Origin of the sequence: Streptomyces zingiberis (assembly GCF_012034935.1) — a bacterium.
GTDB classification, from domain to species: domain Bacteria; phylum Actinomycetota; class Actinomycetes; order Streptomycetales; family Streptomycetaceae; genus Streptomyces; species Streptomyces zingiberis.
The window spans coordinates 96,856-113,209 of sequence record NZ_JAATEN010000013.1; the positions used below are offsets into that span (position 1 = coordinate 96,856).

Genomic DNA, 16,354 nt, shown 5'->3' on the forward strand with positions numbered 1-16,354 from the left:
GTACCGGGCCCCACCGGTCAGCCCCGGGTCGCTTGATCGCTCACGAGCGTGCCGATCTTCTCACCCTTCACCGCGCGCGCGATATTGCCCTCCGCGAGAAGCTCGAAGACGAGGATCGGCAACTTGTTGTCCATGCAGAGCGAGATGGCGGTGGCGTCGGCGACCTTGAGACCGCGGGTGATGACCTCGCTGTACTCCAGGGCGTCGAACTTCACCGCCGCGGGGTTCTTCCGCGGGTCGGAGTCGTAGACGCCGTCGACCCCGTTCTTCCCCATCAGCAGGGCCTGGGCCTGGATCTCCAGGGCGCGCTGGGCGGCGGTGGTGTCGGTGGAGAAGTACGGCATCCCCATGCCGGCGCCGAAGATGACGACCCGTCCCTTCTCCAGGTGGCGGACCGCCCGCAGCGGAATGTACGGCTCCGCGACCTGCCCCATCGTGATGGCGGTCTGGACGCGGGAGTCTATCCCCTCGTTCTCCAGGAAGTCCTGGAGCGCCAGGCAGTTCATGACCGTGCCCAGCATGCCCATGTAGTCGGAGCGGGCCCGGTCCATGCCGCGCTGCTGCAGCTCGGCGCCACGGAAGAAGTTGCCGCCGCCGATGACGACGGCGATCTCGGCGCCGTCCCGGACCACGGCGGCGATCTCCCGGGCCATCTTGTGCACGACGTCCGGGTCCACCCCGAGTCCGCCGCCGCCGGCGAACGCCTCGCCGGACAGCTTCAGCAGAAACCGGCCCCTGTGTGCGCCGTGGCCGCTGCCACCGGCTTTGCCGGCGTCCTGATTCATGGAGATCTCCTCGTGCACAGACGAAGAAGGCCACTGCCGTACGGGGTCTGCTGATCCCTCTCCGGCAATGGCCTCCTCGTCACCTCTGCGGCCGCCCGGCACACGGTCGGCCGACTGCTCCCGACCTTAGCGGCGCCGGGCGCTTTCCGCTGTCGCCGACCGGGGTCAGGCTCCGACGCGGATACGGGCGAAGCGCTTCAGCGTGACGCCGGCCTCGTCCAGCACCTTCTGGACGGTCTTCTTGCTGTCCTTCGCGAACGCCTGGTCGAGGAGGGTGTTCTCCTTGAAGAAGCCGTTCACCCGGCCCTCGATGATCTTGGGCAGGGCCTGCTCGGGCTTGCCCTCCTCACGGGCGGTGGCCTCGGCGACGCGGCGCTCGTTCTCCACCGTCTCGGCCGGGACGTCCTCGCGGGTGAGGTACTTCGGGCCGAACGCGGCGATGTGCTGCGCGACGTCCTTGGCGACCTCGGCGTTCTCCTGGTCGAGCTCGACCAGGACACCGACCTGCGGCGGGAGGTCCGGGCTGGTGCGGTGCATGTACGTCGCGACGTAACCGCCCTGGAACTGGGCGAAACGGTCCAGGACGATCTTCTCGCCGAGGGTGGCGTTCGCCTCGTCCACATACGCCTGGACGGTCTTGCCGGCCTCGATCTCGGAGGCCAGCAGCGCGCCGATGTCCGCCGGGGAGGTCTTGGCGACGTGCGCGGCGAGGGCGTCGGCGACGGCGAGGAACTTGTCACCCTTGGCGACGAAGTCCGTCTCGCACTTGAGCTCCAGCAGCACGCCGGACGTGCGGTCCTCGGCGATCAGGGAGACGACGGCGCCGTTCTCGGCGCTGCGGCCCTCACGCTTGGCGACACCCTTCTGCCCCTTGACGCGCAGGATCTCGACGGCCTTGTCGACGTTGCCCTCGGCCTCGTCCAGCGCCTTCTTGCAGTCCATCATGCCGGCGCCGGTGAGCTCGCGGAGCTTCTTGACGTCGGCGGCGGTGAAGTTCGCCATGGTCTGTCAGTCTCTTCTCGGAAAGTCGGTCGGATCTACGGGTGGACGGCGGGGGCCGGAGCCCCCGCCGTCGGCAGCCGTGACGGGAGCGTCAGGCCTTCTCGGCGGCCGCCTCGGCCGCGGGCTCGGCAGCAGCCTCGGCGGCGGGCTCGGCGGACGCCTCGGCCGGCGCCTCGGCCGCGGGCTCGGCGGACGCCTCGGCCGGCTGCTCGGCAGGGGCGGCCTGCTGCTCGTCGGCCTTCTTCTCGGCGCCTTCGAGGAGGTCACGCTCCCACTCGGGCAGCGGCTCGGCGGCCTTCTCGCCCGGCTTCTGGTCGCCGGTGGCGGCGCCGGAGCGGGCGATGAGGCCCTCGGCGACGGCGTCGGCGATCACGCGGGTGAGCAGGGTGACGGAGCGGATCGCGTCGTCGTTGCCCGGGATCTTGTAGTCGACCTCGTCCGGGTCGCAGTTGGTGTCGAGGATCGCCACCACCGGGATGTTGAGCTTGCGCGCCTCACCCACGGCGATGTGCTCCTTCTTGGTGTCCACGATCCAGACGGCGCTGGGCACCTTCTGCATCTCGCGGATACCGCCCAGGGTCTTCTCGAGCTTCGCCTTCTCGCGGGAGAGGACCAGCAGCTCCTTCTTGGTCAGGCCGGAGGCGGCCACGTCCTCGAAGTCGATCTGCTCCAGCTCCTTGAGGCGCTGCAGACGCTTGTAGACGGTCGAGAAGTTGGTGAGCATGCCGCCCAGCCAGCGCTGGTTGACGTAGGGCATGCCGACGCGGGCCGCCTGCTCGGCGATGGCCTCCTGCGCCTGCTTCTTGGTACCGACGAACATGATGGAGCCGCCGTGCGCGACGGTCTCCTTGACGAACTCGTAGGCGCGGTCGATGTACGACAGCGACTGGAGCAGGTCGATGATGTAGATGCCGTTGCGCTCGGTGAAGATGAAGCGCTTCATCTTCGGGTTCCAGCGGCGGGTCTGGTGCCCGAAGTGGACGCCGCTCTCCAGCAGCTCCCGCATCGTGACGACGGCCATGGCCGTACTCCTTGAACACTCGGTTTCCACTGCGGCCGGTCGGCCGCCGTGCCTGACACCCCTGCGCGCCGTGCCGCGGAGAGCGAGGCTTTCCGAGGACCGAGGGACGCGGCCACCGCGCTGCCTGAGAGGCCTGGCGCGAGGATGGCGGGGCGTGCGAAGTCGATCCGGTGACCCGGATCGCCACCAGAAGTGTAAGGGACGGCCACACCGCCGGACGACACGGACGGCGGGCACCGCAGGCCACCGGCGGCGGGGAGCGCGCGGGCCGTCGGGGGTGGGCGGCGGCGGTCGCGCGACGGGGGCGCGGAGGCCTCCCGGAGGTACGCGGAGACGGGCGTCCCCGGGAGTACGCGGAGACGGGGCGCCCCGGGAGGTGCGCGGAGACGGATGCCGGGAGGTGCGCGGGGGCCGGCACGGGCCGGGGTGAAGGTGTCCGGCGGTACGGATGGTGATCGTGGGTGCCCGGGGCGCCCCCGCCGAGTCCCCACGGAGCACCGGAGCACCGACGCACCGCGAGCGGCCGGGAAGCCGGCATGACCTATGTGACCTCGCCGTTCCGCGGGTTGTCCACAGCGACGGTCCAAGATCCCCGCGCCGGCCGGAAATGCGGGACCGTCACGCCATGCGATCGAAGCGCGAGCACGACGGGAACGACGACGGACGGCGGCCGGGCCGCGGGCGGGGAAGACCACCGGCCCGTGGCTGGACCGCGCCCTACAGTTCCGTGCCGTACCGGTCCGTTCAGCACCGGACCGCCGCGCGCGCACCCATGACGCGCCCACCCATGACGCGGGGGCCCGGATCCGCGGTCGCCGCTTCCGGCGCGCCCCGAATCCCGGGAACCCATCCCGGCGGATCCGGGCCCCTCGGCGCAGCACGCCGGGGAGCCGGCACGCCCGGTCCCCGGCAGCCGGGGACCGGCCCGCGGTGGGCCCGTCGGCGCGGGACCACGGCGTTCAGATCACCCTCGCGCGGACGCGCGCCCCGCTGCGGGCCTCCGGCGGCGATCGGCGCCCTGTTCGCGGTGTGGCTGCTGCTCTCCTCCCTGCCGGGGGTCACCCCGCCCGGCGCGGAGACTCCGCTCTCCGGCTCCCCCGCCGGACGGGCGGGCGCCCCGGCGGACCCGGGGCCGGAGCCGGACCATGATTCCGGCGGGGCGGGGCCGGCCGGCTCCCGCTCCGAGCCGGATCTCTCCGACGGGGAGCGGGCCTGGCCTGTCGACGGGGCCGGCGGCGGGCGGGTGCCCGGCGGCCGCCCGGAAGTGCCGCGAGGCTGGGAGCCCCCGCCCTCCCGGTACGCGGCGGGGCACCGGGGCGTGGATCTGGCGGCGCGCGAGGGAGGGCCCGTGCGGGCGGCGGCTCCGGGGCGGGTGTCCTTCGCGGGGGTGGTGGCGGGCCGTCCGGTGGTGTCCGTGGAGCTGGACGGCACCGGAGAGCCACCCCTGCGCACCACCTACCAGCCGGTCGTCGCGCTGGTGGAAAAGGGGGAGAAGGTGGACGCGGGAGAGGTGGTCGGGGTGCTGGCCCGCGGTCCGTACCACTGCGCGGTGAGCTGTCTCCACTGGGGCCTGCTCCGCGGGGACGACTATCTGAACCCGCTGTCGCTGCTCCCGGCCTGGATACTGCGCGGGCCTCCGTCACGGCTGCTGCCCGTCATCGGCGTCCCGGAGCCGCCCGGCTGATCCGGGCACCGGCTCTGCCGGGCGAACCGGCCCGGTCGCCCCGGCCGTGGTCCCGGCTCAACGGCGGACCCCGCCTCCCGCTCGGGACACCACGGGACCGGCAGGGGCCGCGACCGGGGACCACCGTCCGGAGAAGCCGGCTCAGCCGCCGCGCACGCCGTGAAGAACCATGGCCACGGCCGCCTCGATGATCTCCTCCGAGTCCTCCGCCGCGCCGAGTTCCAGGCGGCGGACGGCCGAGTCCACCACCCCCTGCAGCAGCATCGCCGCCAGCCGCGGCCGGTGGTGGCCGAGGTCCTCCAGGGTCTCGACGACCAGCGTGACAAGACCGCCGTGCGCGGCGCGGATCTTCTCGCGTGCTCCGGCATCGAGCTCACCGGCGGAGATCGCCACCACCGCCCGGTGGCGGCGGTCCCCGGCCAGATCCAGCTGGCGCCGCACATAGGCCTCGACCCGCGCCTCGGGGGTGGCGGCTCGTGCCATGGCCGCCTCCACCTCCGCGGCCCAGACGGGGAAGTCGACAGCGCAGAGTTCCTCGACGACGGCCGCGCGGGAACGGAAGTACTCGTAGACGGAGGAGCGCGCCAGCCCGGTGCGCTCGGCGAGGGCGGGGAAGGTCAGGGCCTTGCTGCCGCCCTCGGACAGCAGGGATCGGGCGGCGTCGAGCAGGGCGCCGCGCTGCATGGTCCGGTGTTCGGCCACGGAGGCCGCTCGAATCCTGGGCACCCGCCCACTCTACGGACGGGCCCCGCCCCGGGCGACCACCTGGCGGAAAGCTGTCCCGCGGGCCGGCTCGGCGCCCTTTCGGCGTCCCTTCAGCGCCCCACGTCGGCGAGTTTCGCCCGGAGCTGGAGCACGGACTTGGTGTGGATCTGGCTCACCCGGCTCTCCGTGACACCGAGCACCTGGCCGATCTCGGCCAGGGTCAGACCCTCGTAGTAGTAAAGGGTGACGACCGTCTTCTCCCGCTCCGGGAGGGTGTTGATGGCCCGGGCCAGAAGACGGCGGAGTTCGCGGTCCTCGGCGACCTCCTCCGGGTCGTCCGCCGCGGTGTCCTCCAGTTTGTCCAGCAGGCTCAGCCGGTCGCCGCCCTCACCACCGGCGTGCAGCAACTCCTCCAGGGCCACGACGTTCGTCAGGGAGAGCTGGCTGAACACCTGGTGGAGTTCCTCCAGGCCGATTCCCATCTCCCCGGCGACCTCCGCCTCGGTGGGCGTCCGCCTCAGGCCGGCCTCCAGCGTGGCGTAGGCACGCTCCACGGCCCGGGCCTTCTGACGCACGGAACGCGGGATCCAGTCCAGCGCGCGCAGTTCGTCGATCATGGCGCCCCGGATACGGGTGATCGCATAGGTCTCGAACTTGATGGACCGCGCGGGGTCGAACTTCTCGATGGCGTCGATCAGCCCGAAGACGCCGGAGGAGACGAAGTCGGCCTGGTCGACATTGGGCGGGAGCCCCACGCTGACCCGGCCCGCCACGTATTTCACCAGGGGTGAGTAGTGCAGGATCAGCTGCTCCCGCAGCCTGCTGTCCGCCGTCTCCTTGTAGGCCCGCCAGAGTTCGTCCAGGGATGAGGGGGCGGCGGGGCGCACGCCGCCGCGGGCGGCAGGTGGCACCGCCGCGCGGTCGGACCCGGAGGTGTGCTGGGGCATACGTCGCCTTGAGCCGTTCTGCCGTCAGGGTGAATCGGGGTGAGCCAGGGTGAAGCGGTCGGCCGGAGCCGGAACTTCCGTAAGCGTAGCGTGACTGCCCTGTCGCAGTGTGCGAAGAGATGCAGGTATCTCATGCGCAGATACGTTCCGCTGACCGCCCCTCGGGGTTACGCCGTTCGAGTGGCGCAGGAGAGGCGCGGGAGTGGAAGGAGCGCGCACGCGGGTCCGTCCGCCCCCGCCAGGCCCGCACCAGGTCACCCGATCGCAGCAGGTCAGCGGCCACCTCCCCCGGTCGCGACCGGCGCCCCCGCGGGGGCGGGCAGCCGCCACCGATCACCCTGACGCTGCACGAATCCCAGCGATTGCAATTCGTACAGACGTGCCGTCGCTTCCGTGGTGTCGGTGCCCGCCTCCCGGGCGATCTCCCGCGTGTCCGCCTCGCTCCGGGCGGGCAGCGCCTCCAGGACCCGCGCGGTGAGCGGGGCGAGCAGATCACGCGCGAGGACCGGGCCCTGCCGCTCGGGCGCCAGCTCTCCCATGCCGCCGACCAGCTCGATCACCTCGGCGGCGTCCGTGACCAGGGTTCCCTCGCCCCGCAGCAGTTCGTGCACCCCGGCGGACAACCCGGAGGTCACCGGTCCGGGAACGCCCGCCGAGAGCCGGCCGAGCCGCTGGGCGGCGCGGGCGGTGACCAGCGACCCACTGCGGTACTCCGCCTCCACCACCACCGTGCCGCGGGTGAGCGCGGCGATGACGCGGTTACGCAGCAGGAAGCGGCTGCGGGTGGGATGCGCCCCCGGCGGCAGCTCCGCCACCAGCACCCCTTGGTCGGCGATACGCCGCAGCAACTCCGCGTGACCACGCGGGTAGGTCCGGTCCACCCCGCAGGCCAGTACGGCGGCGGTGGCGCCACCCGCCGCGAGCGCGCCGCGATGGGCCGCGCCGTCGATGCCGTAGGCCGCGCCGGAGACCACCACCCAGCCGCGCTCCGCGAGGCCGGCGGCGAGGGACGCCGCCATATGGGCGCCGTAGTCCGTGCAGGCCCTGGCCCCCACGACGGCGACCGAGCGGAGGGCCCACAGACGGAGTGAGGGCCGCCCGCGCACCCAGAGGCCGAGGGGACGGGCGTCACCGAGGTCGTCGAGCTGCCGCGGCCACTCCTCCTCGCCGGGGCAGACGAAACGGCCTCCCTCGGCCGCGGCCGCGGCGAGGTCCGCCACCGGATCGGCCACGGCCGCCCGGGCCCGGTACCCGGCCATCCGCTCCTCCGTCACCGGGGACGGAGGCCGGTCCCGCCCCTGGAAGAGCTCCAGCAGAGCCACCGGGCCGAGCTCGCGGAGCCATCGCCCGGCCCGCTCGTCCCCCGGCTCCACGATCCGGGTGAGTGCCGCACGGGCGAGCCGCTGCCGATCGGCCTCCGCGCCCCTCACGCCGGGCCCCCCGCGGGCACGGCGCCACGGCTGATCCCGGTGCGGAGCTGAAGGGCCATGGCCACGTCGGGGGCCGCCGGCCGGTCCCGGCCCGCCAGGTCGGCGGCCGTCCAGGCCACCCGGAGCACCCGGTCCAGGCCGCGGGCCGTGAGCAGTCCCCGCTCCATGTCCCGCTCGGCCTCCCACAGGGCGTCCGGAGCGGGCCGCCAGCGTGTGCGCAGCTCATGTCCGGGGATCTCGCTGTTGAGCCGCCACGGGCTGCCGTCCAGCCGGGCAGCCGCCCGCTCCCGGGCGGCGAGCACCCGCGCGGCCACCACGGCGGTGGGCTCACCGCTGCGGACCTCCTCCAGCAGCGCGCGCCTGCCCACCGGCTCCACGGTGACCCGCAGGTCGACCCGGTCCATCAGCGGACCGGAGAGCCGGGACTGGTAACGGCGCACCACGGCGGGCGGGCACTCGCAGCCCGCCCCGGACAGCGCGTGCCGGCCGCACGGGCACGGGTTCGCCGCCAGGACCAGCAGGAAGCGGGCCGGCAGGTGGACCACGCCGGCGCTGCGGGCCACCACCACATGACCGGACTCCAGCGGCTGCCGCAGGGCGTCCAGCACCCGCGCGCCGAACTCCGCCGCCTCGTCGAGGAAGAGCACACCACGGTGGGCGAGCGAGGCGGCACCCGGTCTCGGGAGGCCGTTGCCCCCGCCGACGATCGAGGGCATGGTCGCCGAGTGGTGCGGGGCGCAGAACGGCGGGGTGTCGATCAGCGGCTTACCGGGCGGCAGCACCCCCGCGACCGAGTGGACCGCCGTGACCTCCAGGGACTCCCGCCGGCTGAGCGGTGGCAGCAGCCCTGGCAGCCGCTCGGCGAGAAGCGTTTTGCCGGCGCCCGGGGGTCCCTTCAGATAAAGGTGATGGCCACCGGCCGCGGCCACCTCCAGGGCCGTTCTCGCCTCCCGCTGGCCGGCCACATCGGCCAGGTCGGGCAGCGGCGCTCCGCCCCCGGCACGGGCCGCGAGTCCGGCGGCCGTCCCGGAACCGGGCAGCGCCAGCCCGGCCAGCGCCGGGTCCGGCCGTCCCTCCTCGCGGGGCTCCTCCTCGGGGACGGGCTCGTCCGCCAGCACCGCGATCAGCTGGCGCAGGCTCCGCACCCCCAGGACGGCGATCCCGGGGACGAGGGCGGCCTCGGCGGCCGTCTGCTCCGGCACGACGACCTGTTCGTGCCCGGCCTCGGCAGCGGCCAGCACTGCGGGGAGGACGCCACGCACCGGCCGGACCCGCCCGTCGAGCCCGAGCTCACCGATCATGACCAGGTCGGCGATCTGCGCGGGGTCCACCCGCCCGGCCGCGCCGAGCACCGCACCGGCCACGGCCAGGTCGAAACCGCTGCCGCTCTTGGGCACGGATGCCGGGCTGAGCCCGACCGTCAGTTTCCGCTGCGGCCACTCGGCCCCCGAGTTGACCACCGCGGCCCGGACCCGGTCCCGGCTCTCGACCAGACTCTTGTCCGGCAACCCGACCAGGGTGAAGGCCGCCAGCCCCGGTTCGAGGTCGGCCTGTACTTCGACCACCACCCCCTCGACCCCGGTCAGGGCTACGGAACAGGTACGGGCGAACCCCATCACGCCACCCCCCGCGCGTGCTCCACCATCGGCGCGCCGCGGGCCGGGACCACGATGCCCACCAGATCGATGCGCACCCCGCCGGGCGGGGTGCGGTGCGCCGGCCAGCGCTCCTGCAGCCACCGCGCCGCCAGCCGCCGCAGCCGGGCCGCCTTCCGCACGGGGACCCCGGCCATGGGGTGCTCCGGACCGCCCGCCCGTCGCGTCTTGACCTCGCAGATCACCAGGGCGTCGCCGTCCCGGGCGACGATGTCGATCTCGCCGTCCCGGCACCGCCAGTTCCGTTCCAGGACCGTCATCCCGGCCTCGCCCAGCCGCCGGACGGCCAGGTCCTCTCCATAGCGGCCGAGCGCACAGCGCGCGTTCATCTCCACCACCTCCGCAGGTGACTGTGGCGGAGGCGGCGGAGAAAAGTGGATCTTGATGCGGATCTGTGGATTACCGGCCGGTTGTGGACAACGCGCTCACTCGTCCAGGTGAACGAAGGGGGAGGCTCCACCCCGGGCCCCTCGTCGCGCCGGTCCGTCAACGGCCGCCCGGAACGAGCACCGGCGGGCCCCCACGCCTACGGGCGGACATCGCCGGGTCACCCACGCGGTGGCTCACCGCCCGCCTCGGGGCCGGCGCCTCCGGGCCCCGGCCCACCCCCGGGCGGCGTCAGACCCTCACCGGTCGAAACCGGACTCCCCGGGAAGTTCGAGGTCGCTCTTGTTGAGCTCCTCGATGTTGACGTCCTTGAAGGTCAGCACCCGCACCTGCTTGACGAAGCGGGCGGGCCGGTACATGTCCCACACCCAGGCGTCGGCCATGGAGATCTCGAAGAACACCTCGCCCTGGACGGAGTGGACCTGCATCTCGTAGGCGTTGGTGAGATAGAAGCGCCGCTCCGTCTCGATCACGTACTTGAACAGGCCGACGACGTCGCGGTACTCCCGGTAGAGCTTCAGCTCCATCTCGGTCTCGTACTTCTCGAGGTCTTCGGCGCTCATGACATGGTCCCCTTCAGCCGGGCGTCCCCCTATTGTGCGTCAGGCCCGCTCGGGTTCGAGATCGACGGGGGCACTCGGAGGACCCTCCCGCTCCAGCGTGGCCAGCAGTTCCGCGAGCCTGGTGGGGTACACCGTCTCACGCAGGGTGGACAGTTCCCGGGACGTCCACCACCTCAGGCCGCGGATGGAGCGCCGTTCCAGCGCCGTGCGGCCCGTACCGTCGGTCGCGGTCCGCTCCGTCCTGGCCAGGAAGTACCACTCGTCCTGGTTCCAGCGGCGGCCGTCGAAGGGGAAGGAGCACCGACGCCGCCAGAGCACGGGCCCCAGCTCCACCTCGGCGATCCCCGTCTCCTCGATCAGCTCCCGCCGGGCGGCCTCCGCCCGGCTCTCACCCGGTTCGACGCCGCCGCCCGGTGTGAACCACCAGGTCCGCCCGGGGTCGGCGGGCTCGTGGCCGTGGAGCAGCAGAATCCGTCCCCGGGGATCGAGGAGCACCACGCGTGCCACGGCGCGCCACACCTCACCGCCGGGGGCGCGGCGCGGCTCACGCACGGGCGGCTTCCGCCCGTCGCCGCGCCAGCTGGCCGGCCAGGGGGCCGTACGCCGCCCCGGCCAGGACGAGCCCGGCCCCGCCCCCGACCGCGAGGGCCAGCGGGAACAGCGGCCCGGGTGCGGAGACCCCACCGGGGAGCGCGGCGAAGGCGGCGGGGCGGGCCAGCCGGCCCGCGGAGCCCGCCGGCCAGACCACGGCGTCCACCCGGGAGCTGATCGCGCTCACCGGCACAGAGCCCTGACCACCGTCGGTCAGGTGCTCCCGCGAGTCCAGCGAGCTGCCGCGCGCGTCGCCCAGCAGGAAGACGCCGTTCTCCGGCACGGCGGCGGTGAACTCGGTCGGCGAGGCCGGCGGCGCCGGGGAGTCCGCGGCACCCCGTACGCTCCCGCTCCCGCTCCCGCGCAGATACGGTTCCTCGATCGGCTCACCGTTCACCGTCAGCCGCCCCTGCCGGTCGCAGCAGGCGACCGTGTCCCCGCCGGTCCCGACCACCCGCTTGACCATGGGGAGGTCGCCCCAGGCGGGGTCGGTGAAGACCACCACGTCCCCCCGGCGGACCTCGCCGCCGTCGACGCGTTGCGCCAGCACCCGGTCACCGGCCGCCACGGTGGGTTCCATGGAGTCCGTCGGGACGGCGTAGGGCCGGTAGAGCAGCGCCGCCCAGGCGAATCCGCCGAGGAAGAGCACACATCCGAGCGCCACGGCGATCCCGGAGACGGCCCTGCCCGGCGTCCCCCCTGCCCGCACGGCCGTCCTTTCCGCAGTACTCATCCCCGCTCCCCGCCTCGGTGTGATCCGGGACGGCACACTACCGGCCGGTTCCGGCCGGGGTCAGCCGTCCCGCCGCGGCTCTCCCGCCGCCCGGGCCACGGATTCCGCCGAACCCGCGCCACCCGCGCCGCTCACCCCGCCGGCCGCGAGCAGCCGCCGGCGGCGCAGGAGCACCAGCGGGACGGCGGCGGCGAAACCGATCGCCGCCGGGGCCGCGCCGGCCGCGGCGTTCAGACCGGGCTGGTCGAAGGTGTCCGCGATCGGCAGGGTCGACCAGCGGCCGACCGGCCAGGCCACCACCACCGCGCGCCCGACGACCTCGTCCACGGGGACGGTGCCGTTGCCGGGCAGGTCCTGGTGGTAGCGGGAGTCGAGGGAGTTCTGCCGGTGGTCGCCCATGACCCAGATACGGTCCCGGGGCACCTTGATCGGGCCGAACTCCTTGTCACCGCAAGGGGTGTTGCCGGGGTAGAGGTACGGCTCGTCCAGCGTCTTGCCGTTGACCTTGACCGGGCCCTCCCCCTTGCACTCCACGGTGTCCCCACCCACCGCGATCACCCGCTTGATCAGGTCCTTGTCCTCCGCGGACGGCATCAGCCCGATGGTGCTCAGCACCGTGCGCACCCCGGTGGCCACGGGACCGGAGTCGGCCTCGGGCACCTCGCCGAGCCAGCGCCCGGGGTCGTGGAAGACGACGACCTCGCCGCGCTTCGGCTCGGAGCCGAACCACGGGGTCAGCTTGTCGACCAGGACCCGGTCCCCGCGCTGCAGCGTGTTCTGCATGGAGTCGGAGGGGATCGAGAACGCCTGCAACAGGAAGCTCTTGATGAGGAGGGCGAGCAGCAGCGCGATCCCGATGAGGATCGGCAGCTCCTTCCAGAAGGAACGCTGCTTCTTCTCGCTCACTGCGCCTTCCTCACCACCGTCCTCCTCCACCGCGCCCTCCGCCCGCTGCGGTCGCCTCTCGGGTTCGTCCTGGTCGGCCCGGGCGCCGACGGCCACATCCCCCACAGTCCACTCCTCACTCCGCACTGCCGCTCGGCCCGCACGCGGCGCAGGCCCACCACTCCCATAACGAGCGGGAGTTCCGCAGGGATCGGGAGATGGATCATCGCATCTGATTCCCCGACCCGCTCGGGGCCGGGCCCCCCAGTATGGTGCCCCGGTCCGCCGCCGCGCGGAACCACGGCTGCCGCGGGTGTCGCCGTGCCGGCGCGGTCGGGCACGGAGGCGTAGGTCTCGGTCTCCTCCAGCTTGCTCCAGTGGCCCAACGGCCAGGCGATCACCATGGCCCGGCCCACCACCAGGTCTTCCGGAACCGTGCCGCCCGCGGTCTCGTCCAGGTGGAAACGGGAGTCCGCGGAGTTGGAGCGGTGGTCACCCATGACGAAAAGCCGCCCCGGCGGCACCTTCACATCGAACCGCTGTTCGGAGGGGGAGTTGCCCGGGTGGAGGTACGGCTCGATGATCGCCGTGCCGTTGACGGTGACCCGGCCGTCCCCGTCGCAGCAGCGGACCGTGTCACCGCCGACCGCCACCACGCGCTTGATCAGGTCCTGCTCGTCGTCCGAGGGGAGCAGCCCGATGAAGGAGAGCAGCTCCTTGCCCTGCTTGATCACCACCGGGTCCTCGTCCGAGGGGAGCTGCTCCCCCTCCAGCCAGCCGCCGGGATCCTGGAAGACCACCACGTCCCCCCGTTGCGGTTTCGAGCCGAACCACGGGGTCAGCTTGTCGACCAGCACGCGGTCCCCGATCTGGATGGTCTGTTCCATCGAGCCGGAGGGGATCACGAACGCCTGGAGGAGGAAGGTCTTCAGACCCAGCGCGATCAGCACCGCGACGGTGAGGAGGATCGGCACCTCGCGGATCGCGGAGCGGCGCCGGCGTCGCTTGATGCGCTGGGCGAGCCGGCGCCGCTCGGCCCGTCCGCCCGTCAGGCGCGCGCCGGTGGGGCGGGTGCCCGTCGGCAGCCGCATGTCCCGGTCCGGTCCCCCCCGGGGCTTTCCGCGGTTACCCATGGCTCCCGCCTTCCCCGGTGAGCGCCGGATGTGGCCGGCGCGCGGGGTCCGCGGGCGCGGTGACGGTCGTCCAGTGGCGCGCCGGCCAGCCGATCCAATCGGCCCTGCCGATCACCCGTTCGACGGGTACGGTGCCGCCGCCGGGCGAACCGAGGTGGTCGCGGGAGTCCCGGGAGTCGCCGCGGTGGTCACCCATGACCCAGAGTCTGCCCTCCGGGACGGCGATGTCGAAGGGCACCTGGGACGGGCTCTCGCCCGGCGGCAGGTAGACCTCGTCGAGGGCCACGCCGTTCACCTTGATCCTCCCCCGCTCGTCACAGCAGGTGACCCGGTCGCCTCCGGTCCCCACCACGCGCTTCACGTAGTCGGTCTCCTCCGGCTCCACGAGTCCCACGGCGGCCGCCGCCTCACGCAGCGGCCCGGTCAGGACGCCACCGGACCGCCCGCCGTGGACGAAGGATCCGGTGCCGTCGAACACCACTACGTCTCCGCGGCGTGGTTCGTTGCCGAAACGATAGGCGAGCTTGTTCACGAGCACCCGGTCGCCGACGCGGAGGGTGGGCTCCATCGAGCCACTGGGGACGAGGAAGGGCTGCACCACCCAGGCGCTGAGCATGAGAACGACGGCCACCGCGACGGCCGTGACCGCACCGGCCCACCGCCACGGGGCCCGCGCGGCGGCCCGCCGGAGACGGAGCACGGCACCGGGCACGGCACGGCGCGCGCCGCGCCACCCCGGGCCGGAACGCGCCGAGCGCGACCGCCGCTCCCGCCCCTCGTCGGGGGCGGGAGAGCGATCGCGCTCGGAAAGCTGTTCGTCGGTGTCCATCGGCCCAGAGCCTAACCGGCCGGGCCGAGCGGAATCCGGCCGAAGGTCAGCGCTTCTCCTTGATCTTCGCGGCCTTGCCGCGGAGCTCGCGGAGGTAGTAGAGCTTGGCGCGGCGGACGTCACCGCGGGTCACGACCTCGATCTTCTCGACGATCGGGGTGTGCACCGGGAAGGTGCGCTCGACGCCGACGCTGAAGCTGACCTTGCGGACCGTGAAGGTCTCGCGCACGCCCGCGCCCTGGCGGCGGATGACCACGCCCTTGAACTGCTGCACACGGGAGCGGCTGCCCTCGATGACACGGACGTGGACGTTCACCGTGTCACCGGGACGGAACGCCGGGACGTCGCTGCGCAGCGAAGCGGAGTCGACACTGTCGAGAAGGTGCATGATCGTCTGCTTTCCTCGCCGATGCCACAGGTCATCGACGGTAGATGAGGGAATGTCTCGGGGGTGCCGCCGGCGGGCGGCGGTGCGGCGGGCGGGCGTCGTTCCCCCTGTGGCAGGGGCGCGCGCCGGACGCACAACAGCTGCTCATTCTTCCACGGCGGCGGGCACCTGCCCAAATCGGCCGTCCCCGGTCACGTCCCAGCCCAGTTCGGCGAGGACCCGGAGGTCATGGGCGTCGAACTCCGCCGGGTCGCGGCCGGCGATCAGATCGGGCCGGTGGCGCGCCGTCCGGCGCAGCGCCTGGTCGCGCCGCCAGCGGGCGATCCGCCCGTGGTGCCCGCTGAGCAGCACCTCGGGGATGCCGTGGCCGCGCCACTCGGGCGGCTTGGTGTAGACGGGCCCTTCCAGCAGCCCGGCCATGCCTCCCGGGGCGAAGGAGTCGTCGCGGTGGGACTCGGCGTTGCCGAGCACCCCGGGCAGGAGCCGGGCCACGGCCTCCGTCATCACCAGGACGGGGGCCTCACCACCGGCCAGCACGTAGTCGCCGATGGAGACCTCCAGCACCTCGTGGTCCCGGGCGTACTCCTCGACGACGCGCCGGTCGATGCCTTCGTACCGGGCGGGGGTGAAGACCAGCCAGGGACGCGCGGCGAGGTGGATCGCCAGCTCCTGGGTGAAGGGCCGGCCGCTGGGGGTGGGGACGATCACGACCGGCCGCTCCCCCGGGGAGCCGGAGTCGATCACCGTGTCGAGCGCCTCCCCCCACGGCTCGGGCTTCATCACCATGCCGGGGCCGCCTCCGTAGGGGGTGTCGTCGACGGTGTGGTGCCGGTCGTGGGTCCACTCCCGCAGATCGTGGACGCGGACGTCGAGCACCCCGCGGGACCGGGCCTTGCCCACCAGGGAGACGTTCAGCGGCTCCAGGTACTCGGGGAAGATGGTGATGACGTCGAGCCTCACGCGCGGTCCCCGCCCGTTCCGCCACCGTCCGCGGCTCCGCCGCCGGTCCCCTCGCCGTCGCGGGTGCCACGGGCCGTGGTACCGGCGGTCTCGGCGCGGGACTCGTCCAGCAGGCCGGGCGGAGGGTCGACACGGACACGCCGCGCCCGCAGGTCGATCTCGGGGACGATCTCCGAGACGAAGGGGATCAGCACCTCACCGCCCTCGGCACGCTCCACCACCAGCAGATCCTGGGAGGGCAGATGGGAGATGCCGGTGATGCGGCCGACCGCCTCGCCGCCGGCGGTGACCACGTCGAGGCCCACGAGCTGATGGTCGTAGAACTCGTCGGGGTCCTCCGGGGTCTCCTCCGGGTCGATCTCGGCGATCAGCAGGGTGTTGCGGAGCGCCTCGGCCGCGCCCCGGTCCCGTACCCCGGCGAACCGCAGCAGCAGCCGGCCGCTGTGCACCCGGCCGCTCTCCACCGTGAGCGGCCCGGTCGCGGCCGGGTCGGTGGTGAGGACGGCGCCGGGGGCGAGCCGCAGCTCGGGCTCGTCCGTCCGCACCTCCACGGCGACCTCGCCCTTGATGCCGTGGGCGCGGCCGATCCGCGCGACTACCAGCTCCACTGCGCTCTCCTGCGGCTTGTTACTGTTCCGGCTGCGTTACCGGGTTTC

The 16,354-nt window shown here is 73.3% G+C and carries 18 protein-coding genes; 1 reads left to right on the forward strand and 17 read right to left on the reverse strand.

What is annotated here, in order from left to right; all coding sequences use genetic code 11:
• Window positions 1-17: 17 nt before the first annotated feature.
• The 3 genes from pyrH to rpsB form a co-directional block, all read right to left on the reverse strand.
• Entirely contained in the window at window positions 18-785 is a 768-nt protein-coding gene (gene pyrH, locus HCK00_RS17475) for a UMP kinase (RefSeq protein ID WP_206320492.1), read from the reverse strand.
• Window positions 786-950: 165 nt separating this feature from the next.
• Window positions 951-1,787 (reverse strand): translation elongation factor Ts, encoded by an 837-nt coding sequence (gene tsf / locus HCK00_RS17480; RefSeq protein WP_168102917.1) that lies wholly within the window; start codon window positions 1,785-1,787, stop codon window positions 951-953.
• A 91-nt stretch (window positions 1,788-1,878) separates the two neighbouring features.
• Window positions 1,879-2,808 (reverse strand): 30S ribosomal protein S2, encoded by a 930-nt coding sequence (gene rpsB, locus HCK00_RS17485; RefSeq protein ID WP_168102918.1) that lies wholly within the window; start codon window positions 2,806-2,808, stop codon window positions 1,879-1,881.
• A gap of 1,348 nt (window positions 2,809-4,156) precedes the next feature.
• Between rpsB and HCK00_RS28745 the strand changes: the two genes are divergently transcribed.
• Window positions 4,157-4,492, forward strand: a complete 336-nt coding sequence (locus tag HCK00_RS28745; RefSeq protein ID WP_375781973.1) for a hypothetical protein — start codon at window positions 4,157-4,159, stop codon at window positions 4,490-4,492.
• 141 nt (window positions 4,493-4,633) lie between these two features.
• On the opposite strand, the gene HCK00_RS17495 is transcribed toward HCK00_RS28745, so the two are convergent.
• From HCK00_RS17495 to rimM, 14 genes are all read right to left on the reverse strand, one after another.
• Window positions 4,634-5,176: a TetR/AcrR family transcriptional regulator gene (locus HCK00_RS17495; RefSeq protein WP_168102970.1), complete on the reverse strand. Its 543-nt coding sequence runs from the start codon at window positions 5,174-5,176 to the stop codon at window positions 4,634-4,636.
• Between the two features lie 131 nt (window positions 5,177-5,307).
• Window positions 5,308-6,144 carry an RNA polymerase sigma factor WhiG gene (gene whiG, locus HCK00_RS17500; protein WP_168102920.1) on the reverse strand — a complete coding sequence of 279 codons (837 nt, stop codon included), beginning with the start codon at window positions 6,142-6,144 and terminating at the stop codon, window positions 5,308-5,310.
• Between the two features lie 272 nt (window positions 6,145-6,416).
• Window positions 6,417-7,574: a DNA-processing protein DprA gene (gene dprA, locus HCK00_RS17505; RefSeq protein WP_311765365.1), complete on the reverse strand. Its 1,158-nt coding sequence runs from the start codon at window positions 7,572-7,574 to the stop codon at window positions 6,417-6,419.
• Window positions 7,571-9,190: a YifB family Mg chelatase-like AAA ATPase gene (locus HCK00_RS17510; RefSeq protein WP_168102921.1), complete on the reverse strand. Its 1,620-nt coding sequence runs from the start codon at window positions 9,188-9,190 to the stop codon at window positions 7,571-7,573. Before HCK00_RS17510 ends, dprA begins: the two co-directional genes overlap by 4 nt.
• Window positions 9,190-9,558, reverse strand: coding sequence for a YraN family protein (locus tag HCK00_RS17515; RefSeq protein WP_168102922.1), 369 nt, complete (start codon window positions 9,556-9,558; stop codon window positions 9,190-9,192). The genes HCK00_RS17510 and HCK00_RS17515 overlap by 1 nt, the downstream gene beginning before the upstream one ends.
• A gap of 297 nt (window positions 9,559-9,855) precedes the next feature.
• The gene (locus tag HCK00_RS17520; RefSeq protein ID WP_168102923.1) at window positions 9,856-10,179 is read right to left on the reverse strand and encodes a DUF2469 domain-containing protein; all 324 of its coding nucleotides are present in this window, start codon (window positions 10,177-10,179) and stop codon (window positions 9,856-9,858) included.
• Window positions 10,180-10,218: 39 nt separating this feature from the next.
• Window positions 10,219-10,731 carry an NUDIX hydrolase gene (locus HCK00_RS17525; RefSeq protein ID WP_311765366.1) on the reverse strand — a complete coding sequence of 171 codons (513 nt, stop codon included), beginning with the start codon at window positions 10,729-10,731 and terminating at the stop codon, window positions 10,219-10,221.
• The gene (gene lepB / locus HCK00_RS17530) at window positions 10,724-11,503 is read right to left on the reverse strand and encodes a signal peptidase I (protein ID WP_168102924.1); all 780 of its coding nucleotides are present in this window, start codon (window positions 11,501-11,503) and stop codon (window positions 10,724-10,726) included. Before lepB (HCK00_RS17530) ends, HCK00_RS17525 begins: the two co-directional genes overlap by 8 nt.
• Window positions 11,504-11,563: 60 nt before the next feature.
• Window positions 11,564-12,505 (reverse strand): signal peptidase I, encoded by a 942-nt coding sequence (lepB, locus tag HCK00_RS17535; protein WP_168102973.1) that lies wholly within the window; start codon window positions 12,503-12,505, stop codon window positions 11,564-11,566.
• Window positions 12,406-13,479: a signal peptidase I gene (lepB, locus tag HCK00_RS27730; protein ID WP_311765369.1), complete on the reverse strand. Its 1,074-nt coding sequence runs from the start codon at window positions 13,477-13,479 to the stop codon at window positions 12,406-12,408. The genes lepB (HCK00_RS17535) and lepB (HCK00_RS27730) overlap by 100 nt, the downstream gene beginning before the upstream one ends.
• 34 nt (window positions 13,480-13,513) lie before the next feature.
• Entirely contained in the window at window positions 13,514-14,350 is an 837-nt protein-coding gene (lepB, locus tag HCK00_RS17545) for a signal peptidase I (protein ID WP_168102925.1), read from the reverse strand.
• A gap of 46 nt (window positions 14,351-14,396) precedes the next feature.
• A complete protein-coding gene (gene rplS, locus HCK00_RS17550) occupies window positions 14,397-14,741 on the reverse strand; it encodes a 50S ribosomal protein L19 (protein ID WP_168102974.1) in 345 nt (114 codons plus the stop codon).
• Between the two features lie 141 nt (window positions 14,742-14,882).
• Window positions 14,883-15,698, reverse strand: coding sequence for a tRNA (guanosine(37)-N1)-methyltransferase TrmD (gene trmD / locus HCK00_RS17555; protein ID WP_168102926.1), 816 nt, complete (start codon window positions 15,696-15,698; stop codon window positions 14,883-14,885).
• Window positions 15,695-16,306: a ribosome maturation factor RimM gene (rimM, locus tag HCK00_RS17560; protein WP_168102927.1), complete on the reverse strand. Its 612-nt coding sequence runs from the start codon at window positions 16,304-16,306 to the stop codon at window positions 15,695-15,697. Before rimM ends, trmD begins: the two co-directional genes overlap by 4 nt.
• Window positions 16,307-16,354: the final 48 nt, after the last annotated feature.

Coding starts and splice junctions, on each gene's coding strand:
- pyrH (WP_206320492.1), bottom strand. CDS start 785: ATGAATCAGGACGCCGGCAAAGCCGGTGGCAGCGGCCACGGCGCACAC.
- tsf (WP_168102917.1), bottom strand. CDS start 1,787: ATGGCGAACTTCACCGCCGCCGACGTCAAGAAGCTCCGCGAGCTCACC.
- rpsB (WP_168102918.1), bottom strand. CDS start 2,808: ATGGCCGTCGTCACGATGCGGGAGCTGCTGGAGAGCGGCGTCCACTTC.
- HCK00_RS17495 (WP_168102970.1), bottom strand. CDS start 5,176: ATGCAGCGCGGCGCCCTGCTCGACGCCGCCCGATCCCTGCTGTCCGAG.
- whiG (WP_168102920.1), bottom strand. CDS start 6,144: ATGCCCCAGCACACCTCCGGGTCCGACCGCGCGGCGGTGCCACCTGCC.
- HCK00_RS17510 (WP_168102921.1), bottom strand. CDS start 9,190: ATGGGGTTCGCCCGTACCTGTTCCGTAGCCCTGACCGGGGTCGAGGGG.
- HCK00_RS17515 (WP_168102922.1), bottom strand. CDS start 9,558: ATGAACGCGCGCTGTGCGCTCGGCCGCTATGGAGAGGACCTGGCCGTC.
- HCK00_RS17520 (WP_168102923.1), bottom strand. CDS start 10,179: ATGAGCGCCGAAGACCTCGAGAAGTACGAGACCGAGATGGAGCTGAAG.
- lepB (WP_168102924.1), bottom strand. CDS start 11,503: ATGAGTACTGCGGAAAGGACGGCCGTGCGGGCAGGGGGGACGCCGGGC.
- lepB (WP_311765369.1), bottom strand. CDS start 13,479: ATGCGGCTGCCGACGGGCACCCGCCCCACCGGCGCGCGCCTGACGGGC.
- lepB (WP_168102925.1), bottom strand. CDS start 14,350: ATGGACACCGACGAACAGCTTTCCGAGCGCGATCGCTCTCCCGCCCCC.